The organism is Saccharothrix saharensis, from assembly GCF_006716745.1.
In the GTDB taxonomy this organism is placed as follows: Bacteria; Actinomycetota; Actinomycetes; order Mycobacteriales; family Pseudonocardiaceae; genus Actinosynnema; species Actinosynnema saharense.
The window spans coordinates 50,769-72,994 of record NZ_VFPP01000001.1 but is presented as its reverse complement, the minus strand read 5'-3'; the positions used below and the strand labels follow the sequence as shown (position 1 = coordinate 72,994).

Annotated in this window: 16 protein-coding genes; 5 read left to right on the top strand and 11 right to left on the bottom strand. The window is 73.5% G+C overall.

Annotation, left to right across the window (positions count from 1 at the left end; all coding sequences use genetic code 11):
* Nucleotides 1–191 precede the first annotated feature (191 nt).
* Nucleotides 192–1,514, bottom strand: coding sequence for a M20/M25/M40 family metallo-hydrolase (locus FHX81_RS00165; protein ID WP_211363724.1), 1,323 nt, complete (start codon nucleotides 1,512–1,514; stop codon nucleotides 192–194).
* 60 nt (nucleotides 1,515–1,574) lie between these two features.
* On the bottom strand, nucleotides 1,575–2,525 hold the full coding sequence (locus tag FHX81_RS00160) for a universal stress protein (protein ID WP_141974629.1): 951 nt from the start codon (nucleotides 2,523–2,525) through the stop codon (nucleotides 1,575–1,577).
* 271 nt (nucleotides 2,526–2,796) lie between these two features.
* On the opposite strand from FHX81_RS00160, the gene FHX81_RS00155 reads away from it, so the two are divergent.
* The gene (locus FHX81_RS00155) at nucleotides 2,797–3,081 is read left to right on the top strand and encodes a hypothetical protein (RefSeq protein WP_141974628.1); all 285 of its coding nucleotides are present in this window, start codon (nucleotides 2,797–2,799) and stop codon (nucleotides 3,079–3,081) included.
* Here FHX81_RS00155 and FHX81_RS00150 read toward each other — a convergent pair.
* The 7 genes from FHX81_RS00150 to FHX81_RS00120 form a co-directional block, all read right to left on the bottom strand.
* Nucleotides 3,057–4,424, bottom strand: coding sequence for an MFS transporter (locus tag FHX81_RS00150; RefSeq protein ID WP_246107535.1), 1,368 nt, complete (start codon nucleotides 4,422–4,424; stop codon nucleotides 3,057–3,059). The two genes, FHX81_RS00155 and FHX81_RS00150, sit on opposite strands and share 25 nt — an antisense overlap.
* Nucleotides 4,425–4,527: 103 nt before the next feature.
* Nucleotides 4,528–5,040, bottom strand: a complete 513-nt coding sequence (locus FHX81_RS00145; RefSeq protein WP_141974626.1) for a DUF1360 domain-containing protein — start codon at nucleotides 5,038–5,040, stop codon at nucleotides 4,528–4,530.
* 59 nt (nucleotides 5,041–5,099) lie between these two features.
* Nucleotides 5,100–6,371: a glycosyltransferase gene (locus FHX81_RS00140; RefSeq protein WP_141974625.1), complete on the bottom strand. Its 1,272-nt coding sequence runs from the start codon at nucleotides 6,369–6,371 to the stop codon at nucleotides 5,100–5,102.
* Entirely contained in the window at nucleotides 6,368–8,611 is a 2,244-nt protein-coding gene (locus FHX81_RS00135) for a GH92 family glycosyl hydrolase (RefSeq protein WP_281291772.1), read from the bottom strand. The genes FHX81_RS00140 and FHX81_RS00135 overlap by 4 nt, the downstream gene beginning before the upstream one ends.
* 112 nt (nucleotides 8,612–8,723) lie before the next feature.
* A complete protein-coding gene (locus FHX81_RS00130; protein WP_141974623.1) occupies nucleotides 8,724–12,500 on the bottom strand; it encodes a WD40 repeat domain-containing protein in 3,777 nt (1,258 codons plus the stop codon).
* Between the two features lie 82 nt (nucleotides 12,501–12,582).
* Nucleotides 12,583–13,584: a glycosyltransferase gene (locus tag FHX81_RS00125; RefSeq protein WP_141974622.1), complete on the bottom strand. Its 1,002-nt coding sequence runs from the start codon at nucleotides 13,582–13,584 to the stop codon at nucleotides 12,583–12,585.
* A 45-nt stretch (nucleotides 13,585–13,629) separates the two neighbouring features.
* A complete protein-coding gene (locus FHX81_RS00120) occupies nucleotides 13,630–14,643 on the bottom strand; it encodes an Lrp/AsnC family transcriptional regulator (protein ID WP_141974621.1) in 1,014 nt (337 codons plus the stop codon).
* Between the two features lie 103 nt (nucleotides 14,644–14,746).
* On the opposite strand from FHX81_RS00120, the gene FHX81_RS00115 reads away from it, so the two are divergent.
* On the top strand, nucleotides 14,747–15,916 hold the full coding sequence (locus FHX81_RS00115; protein ID WP_141974620.1) for a M20 metallopeptidase family protein: 1,170 nt from the start codon (nucleotides 14,747–14,749) through the stop codon (nucleotides 15,914–15,916).
* Nucleotides 15,917–15,922: 6 nt separating this feature from the next.
* Here the strand turns inward: FHX81_RS00115 and FHX81_RS00110 are convergent, their stop codons facing one another.
* Nucleotides 15,923–16,525, bottom strand: coding sequence for a TetR/AcrR family transcriptional regulator (locus tag FHX81_RS00110; protein WP_141974619.1), 603 nt, complete (start codon nucleotides 16,523–16,525; stop codon nucleotides 15,923–15,925).
* A gap of 79 nt (nucleotides 16,526–16,604) precedes the next feature.
* Between FHX81_RS00110 and FHX81_RS00105 the strand changes: the two genes are divergently transcribed.
* The 3 genes from FHX81_RS00105 (at nucleotide 16,605) to FHX81_RS00095 (ending at nucleotide 21,021) form a co-directional block, all read left to right on the top strand.
* Nucleotides 16,605–17,768, top strand: a complete 1,164-nt coding sequence (locus FHX81_RS00105) for a DUF418 domain-containing protein (RefSeq protein ID WP_246107534.1) — start codon at nucleotides 16,605–16,607, stop codon at nucleotides 17,766–17,768.
* A gap of 105 nt (nucleotides 17,769–17,873) precedes the next feature.
* Nucleotides 17,874–18,875, top strand: a complete 1,002-nt coding sequence (locus FHX81_RS00100) for a glycoside hydrolase family 10 protein (protein ID WP_246107533.1) — start codon at nucleotides 17,874–17,876, stop codon at nucleotides 18,873–18,875.
* A 229-nt stretch (nucleotides 18,876–19,104) separates the two neighbouring features.
* The gene (locus tag FHX81_RS00095; RefSeq protein WP_246107532.1) at nucleotides 19,105–21,021 is read left to right on the top strand and encodes a carbamoyltransferase family protein; all 1,917 of its coding nucleotides are present in this window, start codon (nucleotides 19,105–19,107) and stop codon (nucleotides 21,019–21,021) included.
* A 43-nt stretch (nucleotides 21,022–21,064) separates the two neighbouring features.
* On the opposite strand, the gene FHX81_RS00090 is transcribed toward FHX81_RS00095, so the two are convergent.
* Nucleotides 21,065–22,225, bottom strand: coding sequence for a macrolide family glycosyltransferase (locus tag FHX81_RS00090; protein WP_141974616.1), 1,161 nt, complete (start codon nucleotides 22,223–22,225; stop codon nucleotides 21,065–21,067).
* Between the last annotated feature and the right edge of the window lies 1 nt (nucleotide 22,226).

Genomic DNA, 22,226 nt, shown 5'->3' with positions numbered 1-22,226 from the left:
GGAAAAGAGGATCTGTCATTTTCGCCTCGTCCCCCTCGGCACCGGTGCGAGCAGTATCGAGGCGACGGTTCCGGCGAACTCGGCAATGGTCGGGAGCTGCATTCGATCGGACGAATTGCGCGCCGCGGTTGCCACGAATATTGCGGTCGGACGAGCCGTGCGCCGCCCGCGAGGACGGGCGGCGCCTCGCGTCACGAGTTGCGCAGGAAGCGGTCCAACACGCGGACGCCGAACTGCAGCGCGTCGACCGGCACGCGCTCGTCCACGCCGTGGAACAGGCCGGAGAAGTCCAGGTCGGCGGGCAGCTTCAGCGGGGCGAAGCCGAAGTTGCGGATGCCCAGCTGCTGGAACGACTTGGCGTCCGTGCCGCCCGACAGCATGTACGGCAGCACCTTCGCGCCGGGGTCCTCGGCGGTGATGGACGCGGTCATCGCGTCGACCAGCGCGCCGTCGAACGTGGTCTCCACCGGCGGCAGCCCCAGCCACTCGCGCTCGACGTCCGGGCCGAGCAGCTCGGCCAGCTCGCGCTCGAACGCCTCCTCGCGGCCGGGCAGGATGCGGCAGTCCACAGTGGCCTCGGCGACCGACGGGATCACGTTGGCCTTGTACCCGGCGGACAGCATGGTCGGGTTCGCCGTGTCGCGCAGCGTCGCGCCGATCATCCGCGACAGCGCGCCCAGCTTGCCGATCGAGCCCTCCAGGTCGTCCTCGGGGAACTCCAGGCCGGTGATCTCCGACACGCCGGCCAGGAACTCGCGCACGGACGGCGAGAGCACCACCGGGAACCGGTGCTGCCCCAGCTTGGTGACCGCCGCGGCGAGCTTGGCCACCGCGTTGTCGTTGTGGATCATCGAGCCGTGGCCCGCGGTGCCGCGCACCCGCAGCTTGAGCCACCGGATGCCCTTCTCGGCGGTCTCGACCAGGTAGGCCCGGACGTCGTCCTTGAGCGTGATGGAGAAGCCGCCGACCTCGCTGATCGCCTCGGTGACGCCCTCGAACAGCTCGGGCCGGTTGTCCACCAGCCACTTGGCGCCGAACAGGCCGCCCGCCTCCTCGTCGGCCAGGAACGCGAACACGATGTCGCGGGGCGGCACCACGCCGTCGCGCTTGAACCGGCGCGCGACCGCGAGCGTCATCGCGACCATGTCCTTCATGTCGACCGCGCCGCGGCCCCACACGTACCCGTCCTGCACCGCGCCGGAGAACGGGTGCACGGACCACTCGGAGGCGTCGGCGGGCACCACGTCCAGGTGACCGTGCACCAGCAGCGCGCCCCGCGACGGGTCCGCGCCGGCCAGGCGGGCGACCACGTTGCCGCGGCCCTTGGCCCCGGATTCGACGTAGGTGGTCTCGTAGCCGACCTCGCCCAGCTTCTCCGCGACCCACTCGGCGGCCGCGCGCTCACCGACGACCGTGGCCGGGTCCCCCGTGTTGGTCGTGTCGATCCTGATCAACTCGCTGGCCAGCGACACGACCTCGTCCTGCGCGAGCCGCAGCCCGGCCCCGTCATCCAAGTTACTCACCCGGACTTCCTACCATCCGGCGCCGGCGCGGGTCTCGGCGCTCGGACCCGATCACCCGCGCACGACGGCCAGCGGGCAGGGCGCGTGGTGCAGCATGGCGTGGCTGACGGAGCCGAGCAGCGCGCGGCGCACCGGGCCGTGGCCGTGGCTGCCGACGACCAGCAGCGACGCGTGCTCGGCGTGCTCGGCCAACGCCTGGGCGGGTCGGGCGAGCGACACCGCCCGTTCCGCCCGGACCTCCGGGTGGCGGGCGAGCGGACCGGCCAACGACCGGGTGACCAGGGCCTCCGCGGCGGAGTGGAGCTGCTCGACGTCCAGGCCGAGCCCGAGCCCCTGCCCCCACGCGCCGCCCGGCGCCATCGCGTCCACCGGCAGGCCGGTCGTGGCGTGCACGCCGACCACGACGCCGCCGTGCCGCGCGACGTGGTCCACCGCGAACTCGACCGCGCGGTCGCTCGGCTCGGACCCGTCGACCCCGACCACCACCCGGCCGTCGTCGTCCTCGGGATCGTCGTCCTCGGCGTCCCGCACGACCACGAGGGGTCCGGTGAAGTGGTGCGCCAGGTCCGCGGTCACGGAGCCGGCGAACACCCTGGCCAGGCCGGTGGCCCCGGACGAGCCGACGACGAGCAGCAGCGCTTCGCGCCCCGCCTCGGCCAGCACGGCGGCCGGGTGCCCGTCGAACGCGCGGGTGTCCACCTCGACCCCCGGCGCGACCTCAGCGCACTCGGCGGCGAGCTCGGCGAGGTGGTCCTTCGTGTACGCGCGCACCGCCTGCTCACCGACCAGTTGCGGCAGCGGCATGGACACCGGCGTCACGACCACCTCGGGGAACGGCCCGCGGATCACGTTCACCACGACCAGGCGCACCCCGCGGCTCGCCGCCTCGCGCGCCGCCCAGCGCGCGGCGTGCCGCGACCGCTGCGAGCCGTCGAACCCGACGACCACCGCGCCCCGGCCGATCGCGCTCTCCGGGCTCCTCAGGATGTCCGGGCTGGCCATCGCCCACCTCCGGCACTCGGCGTGATCCCGACGCCACCGGGGTAGCCGAGCCGGGCGGACCCGACACGTGGTCGACGTGTTTTCCGGGGTGATCGTGCGCTCACCGGCCGATGGGCGACGCCGCCCGCGCGTTCAACCCGCCGCACGGGCACGGCATGACGGTCGCGGCACGGCAGGCGGTGGCGTTGCGGGATGGCGTGGCCCGCCACGGGCTCGGCGACGGCGCGGCCAGGTGGCTCCGCCGGCGGTTCGCGCGCCTGGGCGACGACCCGTGGCACCTGGCCGTCGCCCAGGACCTGCGCTACCCCGGCACGGCCGGGTCGCCGCTCTCCGGGAACGCTACTTCGACTGGCTCGTGCTCGCCGCCGCCCGCCGCCCGGTCGTCACGCGGGCCCGGATCGACGCCTGCACCCTGTCCGAGCCGCTGTGGACGCTCGTGCTGTCACCACGCGCGGTGCCCGGTCCGGGCCGGCCGCCGACCACCGACGTGCCGCTGACCGAGGCGGAGTCGCGGGCCGTCGCCCCGCCACCTCACCGTCCTTCCGAAGAGGACTGAAGCGCGCGCTCGTCCATCTGCCGGTAGGACACCAGACCGACGGCGGCCGCGAGCACGCCCGCGCCCAGCAGCACCGGGCGCGTGGCGTCCACGTCGAACGAGCGGTCGAAGACGGTCACGACCGTCGGGCCCACCACAGTCACCAGCAGCGGGCCGAGCACGGTCGACAGGCCGAGCACGACCTTCATCAGCGACTGGACCAGCGCGACCATCCGGCCGCGCATCGCGTCCTCGACCCGCGTGCCGATGATGGTCAGCCCGGTGAGGAACGCGACGCCCGCGCACCCGCCCACCACGGCGACCGCGACGAGCGCGAACCACAGGTGCGGCGCGACCGACACGACGGCCAGGCCCAAACCCGCGCCCACGATCGTGACGCCGAACAGCCGGGTGTAGGTCAGCGTCCGGGAGAGCTTCGGCGCGGTCGCCATGCCCGCCGCCAAGCCGAGGAACACGGCGATGAACAGGGTGGCGTAGGCGCTCTCGCCGCCGCCGAGGCTCGTGGCGTAGAGGCGGGCGCTGCCGATCACCCCGCCCGCGGCGGCGAACGCGCCGGTCATGCCGATCACGAGGCCGCGCAGCAGCGGTGTCCGCCACGCGTGTCGCAGGCCGTCGCGCATCATCACCGCGAAACCCGGGCCGCCGGGTGCTTCCCGTCGCGCGGTCCGACCGGACAGCTCGGGGATCCGCGACGCGATCAGCACCGCGGACGAGAGGTAGAGCAGGCCGTTGGCGACGACCGCGATGATCGCGATCCGGAACTCCAGGTCGCCGTCGCGCACGCCGAGGTAGCCCGGGACGCCCGCGATGAGCGAGTACAGGCCGAACCCGCTGACCGTGGCGATGCCGTAGGTCATCACCAGGCCGAGCTGGTTGGCCGTGTCGACCTGGTCGGGCCGGCGCAGCAGGTTCGGCACCGCCGAGTCCTTGGCCGGGATCCACAGCATCGCGCAGCAGCCGACCAGGAAGTTCGCCGCGAACAGCCACCACGCCGTGCCGACCAGCGCGATCGACAGGAACAGCCCGCCGCGCGCCAGGTCGCACACCACCATCACCTTGCGCCGGTCGAACCGGTCCGCCAGCACGCCGCCCAGCGGCGCGAACAGCACCCCCGGCAGCAGCTGGGTCAGCACGACCGCGCTGAGCGCGAACCCCTCCCAGCCGTACCCGGCGGCCAGCTTCGTGACCAGCCCGGTCAGCGCCAGCAGCGACAGCCAGTCGCCCACGCTGCACAGGAACGTGACACCCCAGAGCCGTCGGAACGGCCCGATGGCCAACACCTCACGCGCCCGCCGCGCCGTCGACGTCCCGGCCCCACCCGGACCGTCCCCCTCGGCCACCACACCGACACCGTCGCCTTGAATGCCGCCACCCCCGCCGTAGTCGCAGATGATCAGACTAACGACGACGGCTCGACGCCTCCCCCGCATTGCGCGATCACGGCGGTCAGCCCTCGGCCGCGGTGTCCTTGAGCTTGCTGTCGACGACGTGCAGCCAGTCCGACACCGCGACCGCGGACAACGTCGTGGCGACCAGTCGGGTGGCCCGCGGCGCGAACACCATCCCGGCGGTGAGCGCGCTGGCGATCCACACCCCGGAGCAGAACGGGCAGGTCACCAGCTCGCCGGCGGCGTGCCGCACGCCCTCGCCGCGCACCGACTCGTTCACCTCCGCCGCGCCCGCCGGCCCGTCGAACCGGGTGAGCGGCGCGCGCAGCACGCTGGTCACCGCGCCTTTCGTCAGCAGGCGGCTGGCCTTGTGCGTGGCCAGTGACAGGAGCGCGACGTCGTGGACGGCGACCCGTTCGGGCAGCCGCACGCCGAGCCGTCGGCCGATCGCGGTGGCCCCGACGACGAGCGCGCTGTACGAGCAGAGGGTGGCCAGGTAACCCCGCAGGGGACGCTGCTCGCCGGCGGAGTAGGCGGCGCTGACCCGCCGGAAGGCGTCGGTGATCGGCATGGCTCAGGTGTAGCCCCGCACCGCCGGTTCAAACGCACGCCGTCGACCCTCTTCCCCGTTCAGCCCGTGACGGGCGCGGTGGCGAACAGGTCGTCGAACACCCGCACCCGGTCGAACGACAGGGCGTGCGCCCGCGCCCGGTCCGCCAGCGACCGGCGCTCCTCGGCCGACATCTCCAGCACCGCGCGGTCGATCGCCGCGGCGATCGCGGTGACGTCGCCGGCGGGCACGGTGATGGCCGTGCCGCCGACCGCCTCCCCCGTGCCGCCGGTGGTCGTCGTGATCACCGGACCGCCGCCCGCCAGCATCTTCTCGGTCAACGCGATGCCGAACGTCTCCACGAAGTCCGGCTCCGGCTTGGTCGGCAGCGCGTAGGCGGCGCAGCCGCGCATCAGCAGCGGTTTCTCGTCGTCGGCCACATCGGACAGCAGCACCACCCGGTCGTCGTCACGGGTGAGCGCCCGCACCTCGGCCAGCGCCGGACCGCTCCCGGCGATCACCAGCTTGACCCGCGACCGCGACCGCGACCGCGACCGGGCGAACGCCGCCACCAGGTCGTGCACGCCCTTGGCGCGGGCCACCCGGGACAGGAACAGCACGTAACCGTCGCGGTCGAGGCCGCGGCGCGCCAGGGCGGCGTCGACCCGCGCGGGGTCGAGGTCCAGGTAGGCGGACGTGTCGATCGGCGGGTAGCTCACCGCGACCCGCGCCCGGCACTCCTCGGCCAGCCGCGTGCCGCAGTGGGCGTCGACGGCCTCGGCGGCGGCGATGATCTCCTGCCGGGTGTACTCCGACACCGCGATGACCTGGTCGTTGGCCAGGAACGTGGTGAACAGCGCCACCGCCGCCCCGAATCGCCCGTCACGCAGGCACGAGCGGATCACGTTGGTGACGTCGGAGCCGACCGCCTTGGCGATGGTGCGCACCTCGGGCCCGAACCCGGCCGCCCGCGCCGCCGCCACGGCCTCGCCCACGACCGCCGTGTGCGGCACGAGGTACATCGACAGGCACGTGGTCGGCACCGGTTCGGCGAGCAGCTCGACCAGCCGGCCGGTGAGCCCGGCCAGGTACCGGCCGTCGGGCACCCGGTAGTCGCCGACCGGCTCCGGCCGTTCCACGGTGATGCCCGCGCTGTAGGGCGTGATGCGGTCCAGGGGCTTGAGCGGCAGCCCCGCGGCCTGGAGCGCCGGTATCGGCCAGGTCAGCAGCCGCACGTCGTCGAAGCCGCGGGTCAAGGCGACCTCGGCGAGGTTGCGGGCCTCGCCGGAGTGGCCGCAGATCACCGGATCGGCGCGGACCACTATGACGAGGCGGCGGTTCGGCCTGCTCATGTGCGGGCTCCCGGTGCGAAGGGGTGGGGCGGTGCGGGGTCGGGGCGTGCGGGATCGGACAGGGACGGCGGCCGGACCCGGCGGCCCCACGCCGACGGTTCCGGGCCGAGGTCGAGGTGCAGCCGGCCGCCCGCGTGGACGTCCGCGGCCCGCAGGTGCGCCACGTCCAGCGGTCGCCCGTTGAGCCGGGCGGACCGCACGTACTGCCGCGGTGGCACGCGGTCGGGACCGTCGGAGCCGATCGGCGTCTCCCGGTGCCCCGTGGTCTCCACGACGAACTCCCGGTCGCCGACGTGCAGGGTGGCGCGTTCGAACGCGGGCGCGTTGACCAGGAACAGGTTCTGGCCGGCGACCGGGAACAGCCCGAGCGACGCCCACACGTACCAGGAGCTGAGGCCGCCGGAGTCGTCGTTGCCCGGCAGCCCGCCGGGACCGGTGCCGAACTGCCAGGTCAACGCCGCGTGCACGACCTCGGCCGTGCGGTCGGGCCGGCCCGCGTAGTGGTAGGACCAGGGCGCTTCCATGTCCGGCTCGTTGTTGAGGCCCTCGAACCGGTTGAGCGAGTAGCCGACCGCCATCTCCACCGGGTCGGGCCGCCGGCCGGGCTGCACCACCGGCGGCGCGCCGAAGCCGAAGAACGCGTCCAGCATCGCCACGAACGGCTCGTCGCCGCCCGCCAGCGCGATCCGCCCGGCCATGTCGTGCAGCAACCGGAACGAGTAGTTCCACTTGCCGCCCTCGTAGAACGACGAGTCGCGCAGCAGGCCCGTGGCCGGGTCGAACGCGTTGGTCCACAGCAGGCTGCGCGCGGCGAGGTCGTCGGCGAGGCGGCCGTCGCCCAGCGCCCGCGCCACGCCCGCCGTGCAGTGGTAGGCGTAGGCCAGGTCCAGGGTGTGCGAGATCGGGTGCACGACGCCGTGCTCGTAGAAGTCCTCGCCGTAGAGCCGGCGCAGGTCTGCTTCCATGTGCACCAGCGCCCAGTTCCAGTCCAGGTCGCCGAGCCCCAGCGCGTGCGCGTCGGCCAACGCGGTGTGCACCAGGGCGCTGGCCTGCCGGAAGAACCGGTCCGCGCCCCGGGCCATGCGGTAGCCGATCGGGAAGTTGCCCTCCTCCTCGCACACCCGGACCAGCGACTCCAGCAGGTCCACCGCCCGGTCCGGCACGATCGCCGCCAGCAGCGGCACCTGGGTCTTGTAGATGTCCCACATCGTGCAGACGTCGAACGCGAACGGCCCGGACTGCGGCCAGAACGGGCTCTCGTCGTCGGCGAAGCACGGCTTGATGAGCGAGTGGTACAGGGCGGTGGCGAACACCTGCCGCCTGGCCGGCGTGCCGCCCTCGACCTCGACGCGGCCGACGTGGTCGCGCCACCGGTCCGCGGTGCGCTCCCGGGTGGCGTCGAACGCGGGCGGGTGCGGCCCGCACTCGCGGTGCAGGTTGTCCCGGGCCTGCTCGCAGCCGCGCAGGGAGAAGCCGATCCGCACCTCGACGGTCTGCCCGGCGCCGGTCGGCCCGAGGAACAGCAGCCCGAACGGGCGCAGCGTGGTCTGCCGGATCCGGTCGAAGTCGAGCCGCGTGCCGCCCTCGATCAGCCGCCGGTCGTGCCACAGCATCTGCCGCCAGCCCGGCGAGTCGACCTCGACGTGCACCGACAGCGGCACGCCCTCCACCACCACCGTGCCCTGCGCCCGACCGTGGCCGAGGCTCTCGACGTGCGCGCGCAGCGGAACCGTTCGGCCGTGGTCGATGGCCAGGCCGCCGCACGACAGGTCGACCACGATGCGCGCGTTGCGGTGCTCGGGGAACGTGTACCGGTGGACCGCGACCTTCGCGCCGACGGTGATCTCGCACCGGACACCGGTGTCGAGCGTGGCCGCGTAGTAGCCGGCCCGGGCGACCTCGTCGTGCAGCGGCCAGGACTGGCCGAGCGCGTCCAGCGGCTGCACCATCGGGGTCACCCGGACGTAGTTGTAGTACTTGCGGATCGCGCCGGTGCCGGACTGCTGGAAGTGGGTGAACCCGGACGCCCGCGGCCCGTCGAACATCTCCTCCGGCAGGCCCTCGGTGTTCTTCGTGTACCGGCCGTAGCCCGTCGGGTAGGCGCCGGAGTAGGCGCAGGCGGACACCATGCCGAGCGGCGAGGTCGCGCCCGGGTGGGTGTTGCCGATCTGCGCTTTCGGCCACCACCAGGTGGCGGCGAGACCCTGCGCCCTGGGCAGGGAGGTCGCCGCCGTGCCGATGAAGGGATCAATCTCGTCCAGGATGGCGCGACTGTAGGTCCGCGCGGCGGCGCCGGTGGTTTCCGCGACGTGAACTCGGTGGGAACGTGCGACGCGCGATCACCGGTCCGGGTCACGGGCAGGGTGGCGCGAAGTCCGGTTGCCCCACGTGCTTCTCCCACTGCGCGGCCGTCAGCACGTTGCGTGACGCCGCGCAGATCCGCTCGATCACCCGGTCGACGTCGAGCGGCCAGAGCTTCGCGGTCCGGTCGCTGCTGCCGGTGACGAGGAATCGCCCGTCCGGGCTGAACGCCACCGCGTTCACCGCGTCGGTGTGACCGGGCACGGCGGGGCCGACCGCCCTCGGCTCCGCCTTGTCCGTGACGTCCCAGAACCGCAGGACGCGGTCCTTCCCGGCGCTGGCGAGGGTGCGCCCGTCGGGGCTGAACGCGACCGCGTACGCGTTGTCGGTGTGCGCGCCGAGAGCCGGAGCCGCCTCCTTGAAGTCGTCCGGGTCGCCGACGTCCCACAGCCGGACCGCGCCGTCCTCGGCCGCGCTCGCCGCGGTGCGGCCGTCCGGGCTGAACGCCACCGACCACACCGGACCGGAGTGCCCGGTGAGCGTGGTGCCCCAGGGTGTGGGCGGCAGGTTGGTCAGGTTCCACAGCCGCACCGCGTTGTCGCTGCCACCGGTGGCCAGCACCTGCCCGTCGGGGCTGAACGCCAGCGACGCGAGGCGGTAGCCCGCGCTGACGGTGAGCACCGAGACCTGGGTCGCCCGGGCGGGGGTCGCCACGTCCCACAGCCGCACCACGCCCTCGTCGCCGCCGCTGGCCAGCACCCGTCCGTCCGGGCTGAACGCCACCGTCCACACGTACCCGGTGTGCCCGGTGAGCTGCCCGAGCGGCGCGGGCTTCGCCGGGTCGGCCACGTCCCACAGCCGCACGACGTGGTCCTTGCTCCCGGCGGCCAGGGTGCGCCCGTCCGGGCTGAACGCCAGCGACGTCACGGACTCGCCGAACCCGGTCAGCGGCGTGCCGAGCGCTTCCGGCGCGGCCGGGTCGGAGGTGTCCCAGAGCCGGACGGTGCGGTCGACGCCGGTGGTCGCGAGGGTGCGGCCGCCACGGCTGAGCGCCACCGCCTCCACGCTGCCGGTGTGCCCGGCGAGGAGGGTGCGCGGGACGTCCCACAGCCGCACGGTCCGGTCATGGCTGCCGGTGGCCAGCGTGTGCCCGTCCGGCCGGAACGCCACCGCCGTCACCGGACCGGTGTGGCCGGTGAGCGACCAGCCCAGCGGTGCCGGGTGCGCCGGGTCGGCCACGTTCCACAGCAGCGCCTTGTGGTCGTAGCCGGCGCTGGCCAGGGTCCGGCCGTCCGGGCTGAACGCGAGCGACCAGATGTAGCTGGTGTGGCCGGTGAGCTGGCCGAGCTGCGCGGGCTTCGCCGGGTCGGCCACGTTCCACAGCCGCACCGTGCGGTCCTGGCTGCCCGTGGCGAGCGTGCGCCCGTCCGGGCTGAACGCGACGGACAGGACCGGTCCGGTGTGGCCGTCCCCGGGTGCGGCGAGCGACGTGGGCCGCGCCGGGTCGGCGACGTTCCACAGCAGCAGGTGGTTGTCGTTGTCCACGCTGGCCAGCGTCCGGCCGTCGGGGCTGAACACCGCTTCGAAGACGCTGTCGGTGTGGCCGGTCAACGGCGCGCCGATCGCGGTGGGCGCGGCGGGGTCGGTCACGTCCCACAGCCGGACCGTGCTGTCCTCGCCCGAGGTGGCGGCCGTGCGGCCGTCCGGGCTGAAGGCCACCGACGAGACCGTGCTGATGTGGCCGGCCATCCGGCCCAGCGCGACGGGACGGGCGGGGTCGGCGAGGCTCCACAGCTGCGTCGCGCCGTTGCCGGTGCCCGCCAGCACCTTCCCGTCCGGGCTGAACGCGAGCGAGACGACCACGCCGGTCAGGTCGGTCAGCGTCGGGCCCAGTGGCGTCGGGCGGGCCGGGTCGGCGACGCGCCACAGCCGCACCTCGCGGTTCTCCGCACCGGTGGCCATGAGCTGCCCGTCGGGGCTGAACGCCACGGCGCGCACGTTGTCCGTGCCCGCGGGCAACGACGTGGCCAGCACGGTGTTCGCGGCGGCGAGCAGCTTGGTGGCCTGGTCGGGCGACCGGCGCATCCGGTAGGCGGCCAGGTCGAGCTGCACGGCCAGCGAGGCGTCGGTGTAGCCGACGTGGTCGGCTTCGGCGGTGACCTGGTTGTAGACGGCGGTGTCGCGGTGCTCCACGGCGGCGTCGCGCGCCTCCCGCGCCGCGTCGCCCTGCCGGAACGCGACCACGGCCGTGACCGAGGCGATCAGCGCCAGCGCGGTCAGCAGCGCGAACCGGTGCCGCCTCGCCCTGACGCGGCGGTGGTGCCTGCGGACGGACTCGGCGAGGAAGAGGGCCGCGGTCGGCGGCAGGTCACGGGTGGACGCGACCGCGCGGGCGGTGTCCAACCGGCCGCCGCGGTAGAGCCGGGACGGGTCGCGGTGGTCGCGGTCCCACCCGGCCGCCGCCTGCTCCAGCTCCTGGCGGACGAGGTTGCCGGCCCGGTCGGAGTTGATCCAGTCCCGCAGGCGCGGCCACGCGCGCACCAGCGCCTCGTGCGTGATCTCGACCGTGTCCTGGTCCCGGGTGAGCAGCCGGCTGCCGGTGAACGCGTCCACCACGGCCGCCACGGCCTCCGGGTCGCGGCCCAGGGCGGCCAGCTCGGAGCGGGGCACGCGGCGTCGGGTGTCGCCCGTCTCGCCGTCGCCGACGGCGACCAGTCGGGGCAGCAGCGCTTCGGCGATCTCGCGGCCCGTGTCGTCCAGCGCGGTGAAGACGCCCTCGGCGGTGGTGGCCACGGCCTCCCGGATGCCGCCGGTGGCCCGGTAGCCGGCCACGGTCAGCGTGTGGCCGTGCCGCTGCTGCCAGGTGGCGCGCAGCGCGTGCGCGAGCAGCGGCAGCCGACCCGCCTCGTACCGGCCGGCGGCGGGGTCGTCCGACGTGGCGACGCCCAGGTCGGCCAGGAGCAGTTCGACCAGGCCCGGCTCGACGTCGAGCCCGACGGCCCGCGCGGGCAGCAGCACCGCCTCGCGCAGCTCGGTCCCGGACATCGGCCCGAGGAACAGCTGGTGGTCCTGCGAGGCCGCCCGCAGGTGGGGGTAGTCGGCGCAGGAGGCGTAGAAGTCCGCGCGCAGCCCGTACACGACCAGCGCCACCGGCGGCTGCCCGTCCGGGCCGGGCGCGGCCAGGCGCGCCAGCAGGTCGAGGAAGTCGGTCCGCTCGCGTTCGTCCTCGCACAGCGTGAACAGCTCTTCGAGCTGGTCGACGACCACGACCAGGCGGGCGGGCCCGGTACCGCCGCGGTCCGCCAGCGCCTCGCGGGTCAACGCCACGACGACCTCGGGGTCGGCCGCCCGCACCCGTTCCGGCTCGGTGCCGACGACCGCGGCCAGGTACTTCGCCAGCACCGGCACCGGCCGGGCGGTGGGCGTGAAGAGCAGGCACGGCCAGTGCCGCGAGCCCTCCAGCCGGCCGGCCGCCAGCGCGGGCAGCAACCCGGCCCGCAGCAGCGACGACTTGCCCGCGCCCGACGGTGCGACCACCACCAGCGGCCCGCCCTCGCGGAGCCGCTCGTCGAGCCGGCCGACCAGCTCCGCGACCAGCCGGTCGCGGCCGAAGAACCACCGCCCCTGCGCGGGACCGAACGCGACCAGGCCGGGGTACGGGCACTCGTCGCCGGCCGCGTCGGCGTCCACCCGCCGGACCCGGTGCACGCCGTCGGCGTAGTGCAGGTGCAGGTCCCGGCCGACGAGGTACTGGTCCTGGCCGGCCTGGAAGATCACCGACCCCTCGGCGGCCTCGACCCGCTGGTGGACGTCGAATCGCGAATCCACACCATTCCCCTAGCCAGTACCGGGCGGCGAACGCCGGGGAGTATGCCAATCCGCAGAATTGCGATTCGGCGAAGGGGTCCTTTCATGTGCGTTCCACATATTCGGGGAGTCGGCGGGCCACGTCGTCCGGCGAGGGCATCCGCGCGATCTCCGCGGCGATCGAGCGGGCCGCGTCGACGTGCCCGCCGGGTCGTGCCAAGGTCCGGACGTGGTCGGCGATCGCGTCCGCGCCCACCTCGTCCGGCAGCAGCCGCGCACCGGCCCCGGCGGCGGTGACGGCCTCGGCGTTGGCGAACTGGTCCGCGCCCTGGGGCAGGAACAACTGCGGCGCGCCGACGGCGAGCGCGCCCAGGGTGGTGCCGCTGCCGCCGTGGTGCACGACGACGTCCACGTGCGGCAGCAGGTCGGCTTGGGACACCCAGGACCGGACGGTGACGTTGTCCGGCAGGGAGCCGAGCCGGTCCGGACGCACGCGGCCGGTGGCGACGACGACCCGCGCGTCCACCGCCGACAATCCGCTGATGGCGGTGGCCAGCAGTTCCGGTGTGCCGAACGCGGTGCCGAGCGTCAGGTAGACCAGGGGCTGCGACGTGCGGCGATCCTCCCAGGAGGACAGTTCGTCCGGCTCCGAGAACGCGACCGGGCGCAGCTCGATCCGCTCCGAGTCCGCCAGGAAGTCCCTGTCCTGCAACGACGGCGGGCAGATGTCGACGTGCGGCCGACCGGGCACCGCCCGCTCCGGCCGCTCGAAGCCGATCCCGTCGGGGAACAGGCGGCCGAAACCGTGCCAGAGACCGGGGATCCCGGCGCGGCGCGCGGCTGTCGCGGCGCCCGGCACACCCCACCCGTGCACGACGAGGTCCGGCCGCAGTCGCGCCAGCTCCGGCTCCAGATCCTCGGCGTACATCTCGTAGAACGTGTCGGCCGGGCGGAACGGCCGCAGCCCGTTCGCGGCCAACGGCGCGTGCACCTCCTCGCCGACGGCGAAGTGCACTTCGTGCCCGGCCTCGCGGGCGGCGACGGCCAGCGGGACCATCGGGTAGGTGTGCCCCGCGGACGCGAGCGAGGCGAAGAGAACGCGCATGATCGCGAAGTTACGCCTTCGGCCCGACGCGCGGACCCGCTTCCGTCACGCGGTCGCCCACGGATCGACGGGCACCACTTCGGTGATCCGGCCCGTTTCGTCCACCAGGCACCCCATCCGCTTCACCGCGCGCAGGGTCACGGCCCGGTCGGTGAGCGTGAGCGCGGGCAGCCGCCGGGCCAGTTCCGCCTCCAGGCGCTGGACATCGCCCAGCGAGCGCAGCCACAACGTCATCACCAGGTTGTCGGCGCCGGTGACGGCCGCGCACAGCCGGACCTCCGGCAGCTCGGTCAACGCGGTCGCGGTCCGGTCCAGCTCGTCCGGCGGCACCCTGGCCCAGAACGTCGCCGTGATCGGCCACCCGGTGATCGGTTGGGCGACCTCGCAGCGCAGCGACAGCAGCCGGCCGTCGACCATCTCGCCCAACCACCGGCGCACGGTGGACCCGCTCCGCCCGGTGCGGGCCGCGATCTCCGCCGCCGGCCGGCGTCCGTCGTCGAGCGCGCGCAGCACCTCCCGGTGGTGGGGCTTCCACACCGCGCGGCCGCCGGTCGGCCGGCCGGCACCGGCCCGCGCGCGCCGCTGGGGTTCGAGCGCGCCGAGCCGCCAGTGGTTGCCCTCGCCGTAGACGGTGGTGACGGTGTGGGTGCGGGTCCGCCGCAGGCCCGGCAACCCGTGCAGCTGCTGGAGCACGACGTGCGACAGGCCGGCGAGGTCGGGGGTCAGCACGGTCAGGAACAGGTCCCGGCCGCTGCTGATGACGGAGATCGACACGATCTGCGGTATCCGGGACAGCACCTCCACGGCGTGCGGACGGGCGGTCGGCTCGATGTCGACCTCGATGAACGCGTTGCAGTGGTCCTGGGCCCACAGCCGCACCTCGGGGTAGGCGGTGACGCGCGCGAGCCCCGCGTCGACGAGCCCCTGCCACCGCCGTGCCGCGGTGACCGGGTCGACGCCGAGCGAGCGCCCGACCTCGTGCCACGACGCCCGCGGCGCGGCCTGGAGGGCGTGGACGAGCCTGAGGTCGGTCTCGTCCGGTGTGAGCGAATCCTGCATAGAAGACCATCCTCGTGAGTGATCTTGCCCATTCGAGGGCCGAGCGTGGCAGCCGACCTGATCCTCGGCAAGTACCCGCCACGAACCCGAGGAGTGATCACCCATGTCGGTGCACGAGGACGCCACCGCCCTGCTGGACGACCTGGTGCTGCTGCGACGGCGGCTGCACGCCGACCCCGAGGTCGGCCTCGACTTACCGCGCACGCAGGAGAAGGTGCTCGCCGCGCTGGACGGGCTGCCGCTGGAGCTGACGTTGGGCGAGTCGTCGACCTCGGTGACCGGAGTCCTGCGCGGCGCGCGGCCGGGACCGGTGGTGCTGCTGCGCGCCGACCTGGACGCGTTGCCGATCCAGGAGCGCACCGGGCTGGACTTCGCGTCCCGTGTGGACGGTGTGATGCACGCGTGCGGCCACGACATGCACACCGCGATGCTGGTCGGTGCCGCGCGCCTGCTCGCGGCGCGGCGCGGCGGGATGGCGGGCGACGTGGTGTTCATGTTCCAGCCCGGCGAGGAGGGCTGGGACGGGTCGGCCGCGATGATCGAGGAGGGCGTTCTGGACGCGGCGGGCCGCAGGGCGGACGCCGCCTACGCGTTGCACGTGTTCGGCGCGGGCGTGCCGCACGGCGTGTTCTCGGCCCGCCCGGGCACGACGATGGCGGCTTCCGACGTGCTGGAGGTGACCGTGGTCGGTGCCGGCGGGCACGGTGCCCGTCCGCACCGCGCGAAGGACCCGATCCCGGCGGCGTGCGAGATGGTCACCGCGTTGCAGACCCTGGTCACCCGACAGCACGACATCTTCGACCCGGTGGTGGTGACCGTGGGGTCGTTCCACGCGGGGACCAAGCGCAACGTCATCCCCGACAGCGCGCGCTTCGAGGCGACCGTGCGCACGTTCTCCGCGCCGGCCAAGGCCAGGGTCGAGGACGCCGCGGTCACGCTGGTCCGGTCCATCGCGCGGGCGCACGGCCTGCGCGCCGAGGTGGAGTTCCGCGACGGCTACCCGATGACGGTCAACGACGCGCACGAGACGGCGTTCGTCACCGACACGATCACCGACCTCTTCGACCACCGCTTCCGCCCGTTGCGCAACCCGATGCCTGGCGGCGAGGACTTCTCCCGCGTCCTGCGCGAGGTCCCCGGCGCGTTCATCCCGTTCGGCGTGGGTGACGGCACCACGGACAACCACTCCCCTCTCGCGCGGTTCGACGACGCCCTCCTGGCCGACGGCGCGACCGTGCTGGCCGAGCTCGCGCTGCGCCGGATCGGGCGGTGAGACCGGTCAGGCGGGCGGGAAGCCGAGGGCCGGGAGGAGGGCTTCGTCGACGATCGCGGCCACGTCGGCGGCCGTCGGGATGCGGCCGAGGTCCAGGGTCAGCTTGAAGACCAGGGCCTCCCCGATCTGGGTGGTGATCGGGGTTAGCCGGCGGCGGTCCAGGCCGCCGTGGGCGGCGTAGTGCCGCAGGACCGTGGCGGTGAACGTGCCACCCCTGGGGTCGAAGACGTCGCGGTAGAGGGCTTCGGCGAGATCGGGGTAGCGGTGGCGTTCGGACATGACCGCCAGCACGGCGGTGGCCGCCGGTGTCGCCATCCAGTCGGTCAGCACGGTGAGCGCCGCGACCAGGTCTCCGCGCAGGTCGTCCGCCGCCGGGGTCGGCACCTCCACCGGGTGCGCCCGGGCCACGGCGTCGACCAGCAGCTCGTGCGGGCTCGCCCAACGGCGGTAGAGGACGGTCTTCGCGGTGGCCGCGCGGCGGGCGATGCCCTCCATGCTGAGCTGGCCCAACCCGACCTCGGCGAGCTCGGCGAGCGCGGCGTCGTGGATGGCGCGCACCAGTGCCTCGCCGCGCCGCCGTTCCGTCGTCCTGGCAGCCGCTTTCTCCATGTCACTTCCACTTCAAGACACGGTGCCGTATCTTATCGGCCAGATAAGCTACGGTCTCGTATCCAATTGAGGTGTTCTGTTGTCCACATCTTCCGCCATGGTCGACCGGCCGCTCGCCGGCGGACGCGCACTGGCGCCCGACGTCGCACGCGGCGCGATGCTGTTGATGATCGCGCTCGCCCACGCGCACATGTACCTGTACGGCCACCCGACCGGGTTCCGGGCCTACGCGCTGGACGGCGGCCCGCTCGACCGCGTCGTGACCGGGCTCCAGGTCGCGCTGGTCGACGGGCGGGCCATGCCGATGTTCGCGGCGCTGTTCGGCTACGGGTTCGTGCAGCTCGCGAGCAAGCGGACCGACGACTGGCCGACCACCCGCCGGGTGCTGCGCAGGCGGAGCCGGTGGCTGCTGTTGTTCGGGTGCGGCCACGCCGTCCTGCTGTTCTTCGGCGACATCCTGGCCGCCTACGGGCTGGCCGGGCTGCTGCTGGTCGGCGTCCTGCGGTGGCGTGACCGCACGGTGCTCGCCCTCGCCGGCGCCTGGCTGCTCGTGCACGCCGCCGCGTCGCTGATGACCGGCCTGCGGATCGCCGAGTTCGGCGGCGCGTCGAACATGGTCGCCACCGCGGACCCGGTGGCGGCACTGGGTGAGCGGGTGGCGCTGTGGGCGGTGCTGACGCCGTTCCTGGTGGTGGAGCTGGTGGTCCCGGTCCTGCTCGGCGTCTGGGCCGCCCGCCGTCGCCTGCTGGACGAGCCGGGCCGCCACGTCACCACGTTGCGCCGGACCGCGTGGTTCGGCCTCGGGTCGGCCGTGCTCGGCGGGCTGCCGCTGGCACTCGTGGACGCCGGGGTGTGGACGCCCGGCGGTCTCGCGGTGCCGGCGTACGTCCTGCACGGCATCACCGGGCTGGCGGGTGGCCTGGGGTACGCAGCACTGGTGGGGCTCGTCGCGGCACGGGCCACCCGGCCGGGCCGGGTGCTGACCGGGCTGGCCGCGTGCGGACGGCGTTCGTTGACCTGCTACCTCTTGCAGTCCGTCGTGTTCGTGGCGGTGTTCGTGCCGTACGCCGGAGGCCTGGGCGCGGAACTGGGCACGGCGGCGGCGTCCGGGATCGCGGTGCTCACGTGGCTGGCCGCGGTCGTGCTCGCCGACGCGCTGCGCCGCGCGGACCTCGGTGGTCCGGCCGAATGGTTGCTGCGCCGGCTCACGTACGGCCGCAGGGGTTTCGAAAAGGTTCGATAATCATTGCCCGACGCGGTGGCGCGCGCCCATGGTGGAGCGCCACCGCGTCGGAAGGGGACCGTCGAAGTGCGAAAGCCCTCAGTAGCGTCCTTCATCACCGCGTCCTTGGTCGCGGCGCTCGTGCTGCCCACCAGCCCGGCCGCCGCCGAGACCGCCGGCACCACCCTCGCCTCGGCCGCCGCGCGCAGCGGCCGGTACTTCGGCGTGGGCGTGCAGGGCCACAAGCTGTCCGACCCCACGTACGCGGGCATCCTGGACCGCGAGTTCGCCGTCGTCACGCCCGAGAACGAGATGAAGCTCGACGCCACCGAGCCGCAGCAGAACCGCTTCACCTTCACCGCGGCCGACCGGGTGGTGGGCCACGCCGAGCAGCACGGCAAGCAGGTGCGCGGCCACACGTTGCTCTGGCACGCGGGGCAGCCGTCCTGGCTGGCCGCCCTCCGGGGTTCGGCGCTGCGCCAGGCGATGCTGAACCACGTGACCGGGGTGATGTCCTACTACAAGGGCCGCATCCACTCCTGGGACGTGGTCAACGAGGCGTTCGCCGACGGCACGACCGGTGCGCGCCGCGACTCGAACTTCCAGCGCACCGGCGACGACTGGATCGAGGCGGCCTTCCGCACCGCCCGCGCGGCCGACCCCGCCGCGAAGCTCTGCTACAACGACTACAACGTGGAGAACTGGGCGCACGCCAAGACGCAGGCCGTCTACCGGATGGTGCGCGACTTCAAGTCCCGCGGGGTGCCGATCGACTGCGTCGGCCTCCAGTCCCACTTCACCACCCACCACCCGGTGCCGGCCGACTTCACGACCACGCTGCGGAACTTCGCCGCCCTGGGCGTGGACGTGCAGCTCACCGAGCTGGACGTGGAGGGTTCCGGCGCGGCCCAGGCGGACAGCTACCGGCGCGCCGTGCAGGCGTGCCTGGCGGTGAGCCGGTGCACCGGCATCACGGTGTGGGGCGTCCGCGACAGCGACTCGTGGCGCGCCTCGGCCACACCGCTGCTGTTCGACGGCACGGGCGCGAAGAAGCCCGCGTACACGGCGGTCCTGGACGCCCTCGACGCCGGCTCGTGCGGGCTCGCCGCGATGCCGCCGCACAAATAACGAAAAGCCGGGTGACCTGGTTCACAGTTCGGCAAACAAGATTGACAGACCCCCATTCCGGGCGGACCGCGGATTCATTTCCGCGCAATCCGACCGATCAGCGGTATCGCACCTCCGGGAGTCGTGGTTCGGTAAGAATACGGGACCACCACCTGGGGAGTGGAGCGGCATGCTGACGTTGGGCATAAGCGGTCATTTCGATTTGCTGCCGGCGTTGTACCGGGCTTACATGCACGACGCCGCCGCATGCCTGGTGGCCGACGGGGAACTCGTCGCGGCGGTCGAGGAGGAGCGGTTCAACCGGATCAAGAAGACGAACCGGTTCCCGGCCGGCGCCATTCGCGCCTGCCTCGACCTGGCGGGCGTGGCGCCGGGTGACGTCGACGCCATCGGCTACTACTTCGACCGCGACCTGGTCGACCTCGGGTTGGGCAACTTCCACGTGGCCACGCCGGTGCAGCCGGTGCGCTGGGGCGTCGACCTGCTCCAGGAGCGGCTGCGCGAGCACTTCGACTGGGAGGTCCCCGCCGACCGGATCATGTTCACCCGGCACCACCTCGCGCACGCGTGGTCGTCGTTCGCGCGGTCGGGCATGGCGGACGCGCTGGTCGTCGTGATGGACGGTCGCGGCGAGAACGTGTCCACCACGGTCCACCTGGCCGGGTCGGGTGAAATGCGGGAGCTGAAGTCGTACTCGGTGCCGCAATCGCTCGGGCTGCTCTACCAGGAGGCGATCGGGCACGTCGGCTACGGTTTCGGCGACGAGTACAAAGTGATGGGGTTGGCGCCGTACGGCGACCCGGCGACCTATCGCGAGCAGTTCCGCAGCCTTTACGCGCTGCGACCCGACGGCGAGTACGACATGACGCCGCCGATCCCGGACATCAACCCGACCGTGGCACCGTTCTACGAGGTGGGGTTCCGGGCGCGGCGCGCGGGCGAGCCGGTGACGCAGGAGCACAAGGACTTCGCCGCGGGCCTCCAGGAGACGCTGGAGGTGCTGGCCATGCACGTGATCACGCACTGGGCGCGGCGGACCGGCGCGAAGCGGCTGTGCTTCACCGGCGGTGTCGCGCACAACAGCAGCCTCAACGGGCTGCTCCTGCGGTCGGGCCTGTTCGAGGAGGTCTTCGTGCACCCGTCGTCGCACGACGCGGGAGCGGCGGAGGGCGCGGCCATCGTGGCCGCGGCCCGCCTGGGCACGCCGCACACCCGGGTCGAGCGGCTGGTGAGCGCGAGCCTCGGGCCCGACCTCGGCACGTCCGACGAGGTGGAACGGACTCTGCGCGCCTGGGACGGGATCGTCGAGGTCGAACGGCCCGCCGACGTCGTGGGCGCGACGGCCGAGCTGCTCGCGGGCGGCGCGGTGGTCGGGTGGGCGCACGGGCGCTCGGAGTTCGGGCCGCGCGCGTTGGGCAACCGCAGCATCCTGGCCGACGCGCGTCCGGCGCACAACCGGGACCGGATCAACGCCATGGTGAAGAAGCGGGAGGGGTTCCGGCCGTTCGCGCCGGCCGTGACGCCGGAAGCAGCCACCGACTACTTCGACCTCACCGCCACCGAAGCCGACCACGGGTTCATGTCGTTCGTGGTGCACGTGCTGGAGGACCGGCGCGCCGAGCTGGGCGCGGTCACGCACGTGGACGGCACGGCCCGGGTGCAGGTGGTCACGCCCGCGGCCAACGCGCGGTTCCACGAGCTGATCACCCGGTTCGGTGAGCTGACCGGCACGCCGGTGCTGCTCAACACGTCGTTCAACAACAACGCCGAGCCGATCGTGCAGTCCGTGCACGACGTGCTCACCACCTACCTGACCACGGAGATCGACGTGCTGGTGGTGGAGGACTTCCTGGTGCGGCGGCGGCAGCCGGTGACGATGGCCCTGGACGACCTGGTGCTGAAGGTGCGCCCGATGACCCGGTTGCGGCAGGACTGGCGGCCGGGCGAGGAGGTGAGCGGCGAGGTGTACCTGGACTACTCGTTCGGCCCGTCGGCGAAGGTCTCCCCCACCGTGTTCAACCTGTTGGCGGCGGCGGACGGGGAGAGCACGGTCGCCGCGCTCGCCGGCACGCTGACCGACGAGGTGCGCGAGGAGCTGGTGTCGTTGTGGCAGCAGCGGTTCTTCGCGCTCTCCCCCAAGCCCTGACGGCGGCGCCGGTGGTCCCGGTCGAGGGGCCACCGGCGCCGGCTCAGCCCACCAGCTCCTCGATCGCGTCCGCCGCCGCGGGCGCGCCGCCGGCGGAGCGGACCACCTCGCGCATCGCCTCGACGGCCGCCCGGTTGGCGTCCGCCGCCGACACCGCCGCACGCAGCGCGTCCGGCGTCAGGTCCTCCAGCGTCACGCCCAGTCCCAGCTCCGCGGCCCGCGCCGCGATGGCCCGCTGCTCGGGGATCTGCGGCACCGTCACGAACGGCACGCCGTGGTACAGCGACTCCATCACCGAGTTCATGCCCGCGTGGCTGAGGAACACCGACGCGTGCCGCAGCACGGCCACCTGCGGCACGCGGGCGTGCGCGGTGACGTTCGCGGGCAGCGGGCCGAGTTCGGCGGGGTCGAGGTCGCCGATCGACATCACCACCTCCCACGGACCGTCGCCGAACGCCTCCGCGCACGCCCGGTAGAAGTCGGGGCGGGAGTTGAACACCGTGCCCAGCGACACCAGCAGCACCGGCTTCTCCGACGACGGCGACCACTGCTCGGCGTGCTGCCAGCTGCCCAGCGACGGCCCGACGAAGTGGAACCGCTCGTCGAAGGTCTCGGCGGACAGCTGGAACGCGCGCGGCACGAACACGACGCTCGTCGGCGCGACGTGGCCGAACATCAGGTTCGGGTCGTCCAGGAACGTGAAGCCGGAGGCGAACCGCGCCATCCGCCCGATCGCCGCGACCAGCTCGGGGTGCTGGTGGTCGAACGACGGCGGCAGGTAGACCTGCGTCGCCGAGAACTTCTCGTTCTCCGCGAACGTGGGCACCAGCGCCACCTCGGGCACGCCGAGCAGGTTGGCCAGCATGCGGCCGGTGAACGTGACCGAGTCGTAGCACACCGCGTCCGGCCGGTCGGCCTCGAAGTGCGCGGCCAGCACCGGGAACGACACCTCGGCGTCGTCGAGGAAGTGGTTCAGGGTCACCGCGAGCTGGTCGGCGGTGAACTCGCCCCGCGCGTCGAGGTCGGGTGGCAGCTCGGACGGCAGCACGACCGGTGTCGCGCCCGCCTGTGCCGCGCCGTCGGCGGTGGCGGGCCCGGTGGCGTAGCTGACCCGGTGGCCGCGCCGGACCAGCTCCTCGACCAGCGGCAGGGTCGGGTTGACGTGCCCGGCGGCGGGCGCGCTGACGAAGGCGAAGTGCGCCATG